Origin of the sequence: Nonomuraea sp. 3N208 (assembly GCF_052245935.1) — a bacterium.
Classification (GTDB): domain Bacteria; phylum Actinomycetota; class Actinomycetes; order Streptosporangiales; family Streptosporangiaceae; genus Nonomuraea.
Genome location: NZ_JBQQBR010000066.1, coordinates 35,949 through 47,248, shown reverse-complemented (window position 1 = coordinate 47,248; position 11,300 = coordinate 35,949). Strand labels below are relative to the sequence as shown.

12 protein-coding genes and 1 pseudogene are annotated in these 11,300 nt (G+C 67.8%); 3 read left to right on the top strand and 10 right to left on the bottom strand.

What is annotated here, in order from left to right:
* The 6 genes and pseudogenes from ACTWPT_RS54980 to ACTWPT_RS54955 form a co-directional block, all read right to left on the bottom strand.
* Positions 1-292 (bottom strand): annotated as a pseudogene (locus ACTWPT_RS54980) (carbohydrate ABC transporter permease); the annotation flags it as partial.
* Between the two features lie 155 nt (positions 293-447).
* Positions 448-621, bottom strand: a complete 174-nt coding sequence (locus tag ACTWPT_RS54975) for a hypothetical protein (RefSeq protein ID WP_305916347.1) — start codon at positions 619-621, stop codon at positions 448-450.
* A 278-nt stretch (positions 622-899) separates the two neighbouring features.
* Complete coding sequence (locus tag ACTWPT_RS54970; RefSeq protein WP_305916348.1) at positions 900-1,118, bottom strand: hypothetical protein; 219 nt, start codon at positions 1,116-1,118, stop codon at positions 900-902.
* 24 nt (positions 1,119-1,142) lie between these two features.
* A complete protein-coding gene (locus tag ACTWPT_RS54965; protein WP_305916349.1) occupies positions 1,143-1,349 on the bottom strand; it encodes a hypothetical protein in 207 nt (68 codons plus the stop codon).
* A gap of 41 nt (positions 1,350-1,390) precedes the next feature.
* The gene (locus ACTWPT_RS54960) at positions 1,391-3,301 is read right to left on the bottom strand and encodes a pectinesterase family protein (protein ID WP_443185539.1); all 1,911 of its coding nucleotides are present in this window, start codon (positions 3,299-3,301) and stop codon (positions 1,391-1,393) included.
* 73 nt (positions 3,302-3,374) lie between these two features.
* Positions 3,375-4,829: a family 43 glycosylhydrolase gene (locus ACTWPT_RS54955; protein ID WP_443185538.1), complete on the bottom strand. Its 1,455-nt coding sequence runs from the start codon at positions 4,827-4,829 to the stop codon at positions 3,375-3,377.
* A 293-nt stretch (positions 4,830-5,122) separates the two neighbouring features.
* On the opposite strand from ACTWPT_RS54955, the gene ACTWPT_RS54950 reads away from it, so the two are divergent.
* Positions 5,123-6,121, top strand: a complete 999-nt coding sequence (locus tag ACTWPT_RS54950; protein ID WP_305916352.1) for a LacI family DNA-binding transcriptional regulator — start codon at positions 5,123-5,125, stop codon at positions 6,119-6,121.
* A 543-nt stretch (positions 6,122-6,664) separates the two neighbouring features.
* Here ACTWPT_RS54950 and ACTWPT_RS54945 read toward each other — a convergent pair.
* Positions 6,665-6,907 (bottom strand): hypothetical protein, encoded by a 243-nt coding sequence (locus tag ACTWPT_RS54945; RefSeq protein ID WP_443185537.1) that lies wholly within the window; start codon positions 6,905-6,907, stop codon positions 6,665-6,667.
* Between the two features lie 11 nt (positions 6,908-6,918).
* Positions 6,919-7,293, bottom strand: a complete 375-nt coding sequence (locus tag ACTWPT_RS54940) for a GDSL-type esterase/lipase family protein (protein ID WP_443185536.1) — start codon at positions 7,291-7,293, stop codon at positions 6,919-6,921.
* Between the two features lie 181 nt (positions 7,294-7,474).
* Between ACTWPT_RS54940 and ACTWPT_RS54935 the strand changes: the two genes are divergently transcribed.
* Both ACTWPT_RS54935 and ACTWPT_RS54930 read left to right on the top strand, forming a co-directional pair.
* Positions 7,475-7,627: a hypothetical protein gene (locus tag ACTWPT_RS54935; protein ID WP_443185535.1), complete on the top strand. Its 153-nt coding sequence runs from the start codon at positions 7,475-7,477 to the stop codon at positions 7,625-7,627.
* A gap of 261 nt (positions 7,628-7,888) precedes the next feature.
* Positions 7,889-8,971 carry a transposase gene (locus tag ACTWPT_RS54930; RefSeq protein ID WP_443185534.1) on the top strand — a complete coding sequence of 361 codons (1,083 nt, stop codon included), beginning with the start codon at positions 7,889-7,891 and terminating at the stop codon, positions 8,969-8,971.
* Positions 8,972-9,008: 37 nt separating this feature from the next.
* Here ACTWPT_RS54930 and ACTWPT_RS54925 read toward each other — a convergent pair whose 3' ends face one another.
* Both ACTWPT_RS54925 and ACTWPT_RS54920 read right to left on the bottom strand, forming a co-directional pair.
* Positions 9,009-10,697 carry a glycoside hydrolase family 15 protein gene (locus ACTWPT_RS54925; protein ID WP_443185533.1) on the bottom strand — a complete coding sequence of 563 codons (1,689 nt, stop codon included), beginning with the start codon at positions 10,695-10,697 and terminating at the stop codon, positions 9,009-9,011.
* 9 nt (positions 10,698-10,706) lie between these two features.
* On the bottom strand, positions 10,707-10,943 hold the full coding sequence (locus tag ACTWPT_RS54920) for a hypothetical protein (RefSeq protein ID WP_443185532.1): 237 nt from the start codon (positions 10,941-10,943) through the stop codon (positions 10,707-10,709).
* Positions 10,944-11,300 lie beyond the last annotated feature (357 nt).

The following is an 11,300-nucleotide window of genomic DNA, read 5'->3' as shown; positions in this document are numbered from 1 at the left end:
GCAACAACTGCAGCACGACCTCGACGACCACCCACTTGACGCTGAAGCCGAGGCTCTGCCAGAAGATCGGGTCCTCGAACAGCAGCGTGCGGAAGTTCTCCAGCCCGGCGAAGCCGTTGTCCCAGGGCTTGGTCACGTTGTAGTGCTGGAGGCTGTAGTAGAGCACGCTACCCATCGGGTAGACGAGGAACCCGAGCATCGCGATCAACGACGGCGCGATCAGCACATACGGTGTCAGCGCCCCTGCTCGGCGACTTCTCGAGCGGGGCAGGCGCGCCGGGGCGACGGCCATGTGCAGAACTCCTTCACGGGGATTGCAATCGGTTGCAGGAAACGTTGCGTTAGCTTGCCCGTAACGTCAATGGCACGAGCATGCCGAGGGCCCACTACCAGCGCAAACACCGATAGTTCGAAATTTTCGGGCGCTATGGCATGGCATTTCACCAGTCAGGTGGAGGAAGTGGGAGCATGACGGCTGCTAACCAGCCCGTCCACGGCCATGGCCACCCGCCGGGTCTTGAGCATGATGTTCGTACGCGGCACGTCGTCGCCGGTGGCGGCGAGCTGGCCGGGGCTGAGCATCACGCGGTGCTTGTAGATCGGGTCCTGAAGGTTCTGCAAGACCTCGCGAGTCCAGGGTGCACTTCTTACCGGCCTCGTCGGCGAAGTCGCCGCCGTTGCTGCGGAGGAGGCCGTACCAGGCCGCGGGGAACGTGATGCTGACGCTGATCCCGAACTGCTCGATCTGCTTGGCGAGCGGGAAGGACACGAGCCCAGTACATGAACGGGAGTTGCTTGGCCGGTTCGGAGCTCGTCTCGCCGCCGCAGGCGGCCGCCTCGGCGCCGAGGCGGCCGGCCGCCCATCTTCAACAGGTCATGTCGTCTCATGGGGTGTTCCCTCACTCGGTTGGGACCCAGACCCGCATCGCCCGTCCGTCGCGGTTGTCCTCCTGGACGTAGGGGATGGCCGTTGCCCGCGTCGGAGTGCCGCTGTTGAGAGTCGCTTGGCTGTACGGCAGGCGCGGCCCGGTTGGCGCGGATACCGCGCGGGCGTCGAGTTCGATGGCGACGGTGGTGCCGACGCCATCGATTACCTGCTTTTCCGCGACACGCGGCATCGCGGAGACCGGAACCCGCGGAACTCACCGCCCCTCCCCAGCGGCCAGGCGCAGGTTGGGCAGGCTGCCCGCCTGCTCTATCTGCTCCATGCCGAGGGGGATGCTGACCGCTCGGTTGCGCTCCTGCCACTGGCTGAGCAGACCACCGGTGATGGCGACTTGGTTCACGCCGAGAGGGCGGTGGATCGCGTGGGATTGGGTGGTGGGCACAGCGGGCCCGTTGGTTGCCATGCAGTTCCTCTCGCACAAAGGAAACCAGGGAAGGGGGAGGCTCAGCTCGGCTGCCAGTCCCCGAGGTAGCGCTGCATCGTGTACTTGTCGGCCTCGGTGTCCGGCAGTTGCGGGCGGTCCGGCCCGGGAGTCGCGCCCGGCCCGGTGTTGCGGTATTCCGAGAAGCGGGCATCCCGCCAGGAGAATTCGGCCATATCGGTCCACGGTGCGGCGTTGACGTGCGCGCCGAGCGTTGACTCGCGGACCAGCACCTGCGCGATGGCGGTCGGATCGCCGTTGGGATGCCAGGGGCGACCGAGGTAGACCGACCCGGCCGGCGCGTCGCTGGTGAACTCCGATCTGTTGATCAGGAACCCGTAGGGGTTGGAGTCGGTGGTGGCGGCGGCGGTGACGACGCCGAGCCCCCGCGCCACGGAGTGGATCACGCACCGGTCGAAGACGCCGGTGCCGCGGCCGTAGATGAAGTCCACGTCGCCCTCGACGTAGCAGTCATGCAGGTAGGTCCGCCGGATGTCGGTCTTGGCGGGCGTGTCGAGCATGAAGGTGTCCTGGTTGCCGAGAAACCGGGTGTTGCGGAAGACGACACGGTCTCCGAGCGTCCTGACGGCCAGGGCCTGGCTGGGACCGTTCGCGGCTTCGTCGTAGGAGTTCTCCACGGTCAGGTTCTCGAAGATGATGTCACTGGCGTGGTTCGCGAGGGTCGGGCTGCCCGCAATACCCTCCAGGCCTCCGTAGAACTTCTGGGCGCCCGCGGCCGTGCCGTACGTGATCACCACGTCCTTGGGGTCGCCGGTAGCGCCGCTGATGGTGATGTTGTGGCGGTCGGGCCAGATCCGCACGATCTCGCGGTAGACGCCTGGCTTAACCACGATGGTGGCCGGTCCGGTCGCCGCCATGCCGATGGCCGCCTGGAGGCTGCCCACGTCGCCGCTGCCGTCCAGGGCAACCGTGATCGTCTCACGCGGCTCCTCCTTGCCCCGCGGGCCGGCGTGCCTCCTGACCAGCGCGGGCACCTCCGAGGCCGGGTCCATCCGGTAGGAGTAGTAGCTGGACGGGTCGAACGCGGCCCCGTTGCGGTCGCGGCGGCCCCTGGTCCCGGAGAAGATGTTGCCGCGCTGCACGAGCTGAGAGTCCGGGTCCTTGACCACGATCGGGTCGGTGACGGTGTCGTAGTAGCTGTTCTCCACGACCATCCGGCCCGGTCCGCGGATCATGGAGCCGTAGTAGCCGATGTTCTGGAAATAGTTGTTGAACAGGTGCGCGGCCTCGGTCCTGTCGACGCTTGGATTGCGCTGGAAGGTGTTGCGGAACCAGTTGTGGTGGACCGTCACCTTGGTGACGACGTTGCTGGTCCAGCCGATGCCCACCGCCTTGTTGTGGTCGGCGAAGACGTTCCACGACAGCGTCACGAAGTCGATGTCCTTGCGCAGGTCGACCAGGCCGTCGCCGGTCCGCTGGATGCGGTTGTGGTCGATCCATATGTGGTGGGACGTGTCCACCTGGATGCCGTCGAAGTCGTGCGTCTTGCCATCCCAGTCGCCCGCAACGTAGGTGTCCCTGATGGTGAGGTTGCGGATGATGACGTTGGAGACATTGATCAGCCGGAAGCCACCGTGGACGATCTCCGCGCCAGTGCCGAGCCCGATGATGCTCTTGTTGGAGGCGACCGCGATCTCCTTGCCGAACGGCTCCACCGTGATGGAGCCCTGGACCTTGATGGTGTACGGCTCCGCGGCGCCCGCGTAGTGCTCCAGCTCGGCCTGGGTGTCGACCACCACGGCCTGGCCGCCGGCGCCGCCGGTCGTGGTCTCCAGCCCGTGGCCGGGCAGGGCGGCGAAGCCGATGGGCTGCTCGGTCCAGACCGGCTCAACCGGTTCGTAGTCCGCCGCATGGGCAGGAGCGGGCGCTATCAGGACGAACGCCGTTAAGACGATCGCGAGGAATGCGCGCATGTCAGCCTCCGTTGCGCTTGTTGTCGGTGGTCTGAGCCTCGGTAACGTGGCACGCCGACCATGGCTGCTGCTCTCATGAGCAGTCGATGGCGAATCCGTGAAAGCCTGCCCAGCCCGCCTCGCCGGCCGCGAACAGGCCGAGGACGGCGCCGACCCAGTGCCCCGGCACCGCGTCGAAGACCCCGCCGGTGGCGAACACGCACCGGCCGAAGGCGTCCACCTCGACGGTGAGCTCGGCTTTGGGCCGCTGAAGGGGCACGGGCGGGACCAGGTCACGCTCTGGTCCGGCGGCCTCAGCCGTACGGCAGACCAGGACGGGACCGTCGGCGGTCAGCTCGATGCCGAGCCAGGCGTAGTCGTGGCCGAGGATCACCAGCCCGGCGCGCGAGCCGGGCGCGGCGTCCAGGGTGAGGCGGGTGCGGGTGACGAACGGCGGGCCAGGTAGCCGCTGGGCGACGAGTTGGCCGCGCTCACGCAGGTCGTCGGGGCCGGGCAGGCAGGCCAGGACGAGGGCGCCGCCGCCGATCCGGTACCAGGTGGGTTTGGGGTTGACCGGCCAGTGCCATTGCGGGCCGAGCTTGCCGGAAAGGAAGGTGTCTCCGCTCGGTGGCACGGCCGCCCGCCGGCCGGCGACGGGTATGCGCCCGCCTGACACGGGTTCGCCGTCCTCGCCGATGACCGGCCAGCTGTCCTCGGCCCAGCGCATGGGCTGCAGGTGGACCACGCGCCCGAAGGGGCCGCGGTCCTGGAAGTGCAGGAACCAGTGCGAGCCGTCGGGGGCGTCCACCCAGGCGCCCTGGTGCGGGCCGTTGATGTTGGTGCGCCCTTGCTTCAGGACAATCCTGTCCTCGTACGGCCCGGTGATGTCCTTGGCGCGGAAGACCGACTGCCAGCCGTCGGCAACGCCCCCGGCCGGCGCGAAGACCCAGTAATACCCGTCGCGCTTGTAGAGCTTGGGACCTTCCAGGGTGCTGTAACCGGGCAGCTGGTCACCATCGATGATCACTGTGCCTTCGTCCAGGACCTCTCGCCCGTCGGGCGACATGCGGTGCAGCGTCAGCCGGTTGTTGAACCCGGTCCGGCTCTTGGCCCAGCCGTGTATGAGGTAAGCGCTGCCGTCCTCGTCCCAGAAAGGGCATGGGTCGATCAGGCCAGAGCCGGGTTTGAGCACGCGGGGAACGCTCCATGGGCCGCGCGCGTGGGTCGCGGTGATCACGTGGATGCCGCGGTCTGGATCGCCCCAGAAGATCCAGAACTTGCCGTCGTGGTAACGCAGCGACGGTGCCCAGACCCGGCAGCCGGGCTCCGGCTTGGTGAGTCCGTCCAGTTCGGGCAGCGCGTGCGCGACGATCGTCCAGTTGACGAGGTCCCGCGAGTGCAGGATGGGCAGACCGGGCACCCTGGCGAAGGTGGAGGTGGTCAGGTAGAAGTCCTCGCCCACCCGGATGACGTCGGGGTCGGACCAGTCGGCGTTCAGCACGGGGTTGTGATAGGTGCCGTCACCGAGGCCGGGGTTCCAGAGGCTCATCCCTTCACCGTCCCCGCCGACGAGGTGACTCTGATGCTTTCGCCGCTCTGGTGCGGCGAGCCCGGTGATGACCCATCGTGGGGACAGCCATGGACAGATAGCTCCTTCGTCAACACAGGTCAGTGCCTCACCATCGCTGCAATCGGTTGCTAAGACTTTTGCCTGAACGTTGATGGATCGTCAACGGGCGGTCGCCACACCCTCACGGCTTTACCTGCGCAAATGTGGGTCGCTGCGAAATTTTCGGCACCTCACGCTTGCGTCAGGAGAGCAGGCTGAGCAATGGTGAGCCGGTGAGGCCCAAGCTGTCAGTAATCGCCAGGGAGGCCGGTGTCTCGGTCTCCACAGTGTCCAAGGCACTTAACGGCAAATCCGATGTCTCTCCGCACACCCGCAAGCTCATCGCCAAGGTCCTTGAGCGCCGGGGCTATGTGCCTCGCCCGGCCCACTACCGCAGGGGCAGCATGCTGGACATCGTGCTGCAGTGTCTGACCTCGCCCTATTCCCTGGCCATTCTCAGTGGCGTGGAAGAGGCGGCCTGGCGGGCAGGAGTGGACATCGTGGTCTCCGCCGTCGTCGATCGGACGCGGTACCACCAGCCGCCTTCGGTCTGGCTGGACCGGATCAGCACGCGCGACAGCGCCGGCGTCCTGCTGGCGCGCACGTCATTGACCAGCGCGCAGCGCGCCTGGCTCATCGATCACGACATCCCCATGGTGATCATTGACCCGCTGGGCAAAGTACCGGCGGGCGTAACCGTCGTGTCCTCGGCGAACCAGCTCGGCGCCCGCGCCGCCACGGAGCATCTCATCAGCCTGGGGCACTCGAGGATCGCGGTCGTCACGGGTCGGCCCGGCGTGCCGGCCGCACGCGAGCGGCTGGCCGGCTTTCAACAGGCCATGACGGAGGCCGGTCTGAGAACGGACCCTCGGTGGCAGGTCTGCGGCTATTTCCGCACCGAGCCCGCCGCGGAAGCCGTTCGCGATCTGCTCACCCAACTGCCTGAGCCGCCAACTGCCTTCTTCGCCTGCTCCGACGGCATGGCACTGGGGATATATCAGGCACTGGCCGAGCACGGGCTGCGTGTGCCGCACGATGTGAGCGTCGTCGGCTTCGACGACTCCGTGGTGGCCACAAGCGTGACCCCCTTTCTGACCACCGTCCGCCAGCCTTGGCCAGACCTGGGTGCCGCCGCCCTGATGGCGCTGCTGTCGAAGGATCCACCGGCGCGCATCGAGCTGCCGGCGGAACTCGTCCTCCGCGACAGCACAGCACCACCGGCATTGGGTTGAGACCACATGTCCCTTGCCACGGCTCCTGATCAGGTCACGAACGCGAGCGGCCGACTCCAGGCGTGACTCGGGGAGGCGGCGCTACTATCGGAGCCCGGCGCGCGCACCACAAGCGGGGCCGCCGAGCAACTGCCGTCAGGCCCGCTTGATCAGTCTGCCGCCCCGCAGCGATGCGACGGGCTGACAATTCCGCTCATCATCATCAGATCGTCTTGCAGCGCGATCGGCCCGGTGCCCGAGCGCATCGTGGCCAGCAGCGCCTGGTAGTCGGCGGTGAACGCCGGTAGGCCGACGGTGGTTACGTGGAAGGGGTAGCCGGAGCTACAGAGCGGCTCGGGCCCGATCTCATCTCAATCGCGTGTGAAAGGCCGCGCCGGTCCCGCTTCGAAGGCTCGAGCACGCACACAGGTCATCGTCGACCGTGATGCGCGGTCGTCACAGTGCGACGTCGGGCCACCCGGATCGGGAGGGCATGCCGCCAGCGCGACCGGCGGCGTGGTGATCGGCTGGGGAGTGGGCGGTGCGGTGCTGCGGCGGGCGCGATCAGGCTGGCGCCAGCCACGGCCGCAGCTCGGGCACCGCTTCGCGCGCCAGGTCCGCGACCAGCCTGCCGAAGCGCGCGGCGCCTGCGGCGTTGAGATGCGTGGCGTCGACGGTGCCGTCTGACCTGTGCGGCGAGAGCAGGGCACATCCCGCCGGTCCGAGCGCTGTGCAGAGCCGGGTGCTGGCCGCGTGCAGATCGATCAGCGGCGCACTCTGCTCTGCGGCCACGCGCCTGGCGGCCACCACCCATGGGCCTAGCGTGTCGCGCAGCCGGTCGGACCGTTCGTCGAAGTCACGGCGGTGAGCGAGGTGACCAGGGCGGGGCGCATTCCCGCCGCCCGCGCCTCGGTGACGTACCGGGCGAGGTTGGCGGCGTATTCGGTCTCCGGGTCGGTTTCCCGCTCGGGGCCCTTGCCCGGCTGGTCGTTGTGCCCGAACTGGATGAGCACGTGGTCGGCACGGGTGGCCAAGGCCTTGTCCCAGAAGCCTTCGTCACGGTAGCTCTTCGAACTGCGGCCGCCCATGGCGTGGTTGAGGCATTCGGTGCCGGGGACCAGGCGGGCCCGGAAGCCCGGGCCCCAGCCGTCGAAGTCGGTCACGGTCGAGTCGCCTACCAGCAAGATCTGCATCACGCTATCTTCCCATGCATGATCCGGGCGTCCCTCTAGTTGTCATGCCTGCGCCGCGCCCTCCCGTGATCCAGGCGTCCCTCATGTCGTTTTATGACTGGAGGGACGCCCTGACCACGGGGCAGTGAGCGGGGGCGGACGGAGTCGCGTACCACCAGGTGACGGCGAGGATGACCGGCGATTGCCGGATGCCGCCACCTCGACGTTCCAGAACGAGTTGCGTACCTGGCTCGCCGACCCGCTGACCGCGCGATCGCTCGATCAGTTGGCGTCCACCATCGCCGTCCTGCGCGGGACTGTGGAGGACGCTAAGGCCGGCATGCCGACCGGGTGAGCGTGCCGCCGACAGCTGACGCCGAACGGCTCGGCGGGGTGTGCACGCTCGTTCACCGTCGCGGCGAGCAGGACCTGAGGGCTGGGCTGCACGAGCGGAGAGAGGCCCAGGCCGTGAACTACGCGACTGCGTCGCCGGGCATCGTCGTGACTTGTGGGGCTCAAGAACTCAAATCACTCCCAGCGCAGAGCCCTTCGTCCGGTGGGAGGAAGGACCCAGGGGTGCCGGATGGCTGCTCCGGGCCACCTGGGATCATGTTTCGTGATCTTGTCCACAGTGTACGCCGTCACCCGACGTCTGTTGTCTTTGCCGGCGCTGCTGCTACGGAGGAGCGTCTCCAAGGAGGCGGAACTGCTGGTGCTTCGGCATCAGAACACGGTCCTGCGCCGTCAGGTCCCGCGGGTGCGTGACGAGCCGGCCGATCGCCTGTGGTTGGCGGCGCTCTCGCACCTGATACCTCGCTACCGATGGGCGGAGATCTTCCCGATCAGACCGGCCACGTTGCTGGCCTGGCACCGCACACTCGTGGCCAAGAAGTGGGACTACAGCAAACGTCGCCGTCCCGGCCGGCCCTCCACCGCGGCCGCGGTCAAGGCCCTCATCCTGCGCATGGCCGCGGAGAATCCCCGGTGGGGTCACCGGCGTATCCACGGTGAACTGACCCGCCTCGGCCACAAGATCTCGGCTTCTACCGTGTGGAACATCTTGAGCCGGGCCGGGATCGACCCCGCTCCGCGTCGCAGCGGGCCAACGTGGAAACAGTTCCTGAGCGCCCAGGCCGAGCACATCGTCGCTGTTGACTTCCTCCATGTGGACACGGTCAACCTCACACGCCTGTACGCCCTGATCATGCTCGAACACGGCAGCCGTCGTGCCCACCTGCTCGGCGTCACCGCCAACCCCACCGGCCCGTGGACCGCCCAGGCCGCCCGCAACTTCCTGATGAACACCGACACCGACATGACGAAGCTGAAGTTTCTGATCCGCGACCGTGGCGGCCAGTTCACCGATGCCTTCGACGCGGTCTTCGGCGACGCCGGCCTGCGCGTCCTCAAGAGTCCACCGCAGGCCCCGAAGACGAACGCGCACTGCGAAAGGATCATCGGCACCCTACGCCGCGAACTCCTGGACAGCATGCTCATCCTCAACGAGCACCATCTACGTCGAACGCTCATCCGCTATCTGGAGCACTACAACACGGTCCGACCTCACCGCGGCATCGGACAGTTGTCCCCATCGCAAGCCGAAGCAGGACCGCCCACTCCCATCGACTTGGCCGACCAACGAGTCCACCGCAGAGCCATCCTCGGCGGCCTCATCAACGAGTACCGGATCGCCGGCTGATCAGATGGCCAGCTGACACCACCCGAGAACCGGCAGGTCAGATATCGAATCCTATTGTTGAGCCCCACACCCTGGCTCGGCCGACCTGCCCGGACATGGCGAGCGCCTGCGCCAGCCAGAACGAGCACAGCAGGAAGGTGCCCTCCTCGCCGGCGAGGCCGTCGATGCCGTCCGCGGTGCGGTAGCGGTAGACCAGGCCCCGGTCGTCAGTGAGCCGGTCCGCGACGGCGTCGATCGTGGAAAGCACCCGCGGGTCACCCGCGGGAAGGAAGCCGACGATCGGCACCATGAGGGCGCTGGCGTCCAGCTCGTTCGAGCCGAAGGCCTGCGTGAACGCCCCCACCCGGTCGTTCCAGCCCTCGTGCAGCAGAGTGTCGCGGATCTCGGCGCGGGTCCGCCGCCAGGACTCGACACGCTCCTGCGCCCGTAGGAAGCCGGCGAGGGCGATGCCGCGGTCCAGCGCCACCCAGCACATGAGCTTGGAGTACAGGAAGTGCCGCGGCTCCCCGCGTATCTCCCAGATGCCCTGGTCCTTTTCCATCCAGCGCTCGGCCGCGGTGTCGGCGCAGACGACGAGGAAGCGCCGGACGTCGTCGTCGATGTCGCCGATCTGCCGTTCAAGGCGCACGGCCGCATCGAGCAGCTCACCGTACACGTCGATCTGCCGCTGGTTCCACGCGTCGTTTCCAACACGTACCGGTCGGCTGCCGCGCCAGCCGCGCAGGTGCGGCAGAGTGCGCTCGCTCAGGTCGTGCTCGCCGCGGACGCCGAACATGATCTGCAGCGCGCGGTCCTTGCCCAGCGACGGGGCGGCGGTGGTGAGGAAGGCGAAGAAGTCGCTCGCCTCGTCGGGGCAGGCCGCGACCCACAGGGCGCCCATGGTCAGTGACGCGTCCCGTACCCACGTGTACCGGTAGTCCCAGTTGCGCTCGCCGCCCGCCCATTCGGGCAGCGACGTCGTGGCGGCCGCGACGATCGCGCCGCTGGGCTGGAAGGACAGCGCCTGCAGCACCCGCCCGCTGTGGTGCACCAGGTCGCGCCACGGGCCGTCGTAGGCCTGATGGAGGCTGGACCACGACTGCCAGGCGACGATCGTGTCGTCCAGCCGGGCCGCCAGTTCCGCCTGGTCCCACACCCGCGAGGGAGTCTCCTGCAGCGTCGAGCGGTGCATCCCGAAGTGCCGTGTCTCGCCCTCTCGCACCGTGAACACGCCGTATCCGCTGCAGTCGCCGATGCCGAGGGGGACCGGCGTGGTCAGCACGAGCCACTCGGCACCGCCACGGGCGGTCACGCCGCCGTCGACGACGGACAGGATCGGGTAGATCAGGCCGTACTCCGGCCGGGGCCGGTACTCCATCTCCATCGGCACCTCGCCGCCGACGCCGGACACCCGTCGGGCGAGCAGGTGCGGCACACCGACGCCAAGCCGGTGGCCGCCGTCGTCCGGGCCGGTGAGCAGGGCGTCGGTGAGAACGACCGCGCCGCTCCCGGTGCGGAAGGTGGTCTCCAGCACCATCGTCTGCGGTAGGTAGCGGCGCGTCGTCTCATAAGGGACGGCCGGGCGGATCGCCCAGTGCCCGGCCTCGTCGTCCAGCAGACGGGCGAAGACGGACGGCCCGTCGAACCGGGGGAAGCACAGCCACTCGGCCGACCCGTCCCGGCTGATCAGGCCCGCGGAATGGCGATCGGACACCAACGCGAGGTCAGCGATGGGCGTGGTGCTCATCAGCGCTGCCTACCCGGAGAAGACGACGATGTTACGCACGGGCCGGAAAATCGCAGTAAAGGCATGAAAAATGGAGCGCTCCGACCGCCCGACGCGAAGAAACACACGTTCCTCAAGCGGCACATGAACGTGGCCGCGAAAATAGGCAGTCTCGGCAAGCGCATCATGCTCGTCTAGCAGTCGAACCGCATGTACGACGGCACCTGCCCCAACGTCGGCCGCGCGCCGACGAAGGCGCTCGTCCATCACTCGAGCAAACGCCGGGCGAGCGACTCTCCGCAAGAGCATTACGAGCACGCGGTCGGAGAGGTTCAAGCACTCACCTCAACGTTCCGCACCGGCGATTTCAACTCCTTGAACAGCGCGATACATCGACGGTCGTCACCGGCCACGCCGCATTCACCGACCCGCACACCGCCGGCGTCACAGCGGGCGGCGACAGTCTCACGGTCACCGCCGAAACAATTCTGATCAACACAGGCGCTGAGCCCATCATCCTGGACATCCCCGGCCTGCGCGCGAGCAAGCGCACGCTGACCAGCACGCATCTGATCCAGACGTCCCAGCCGCCGTGACGGCGCGCCAGGCGGCGGCGCAACTGCA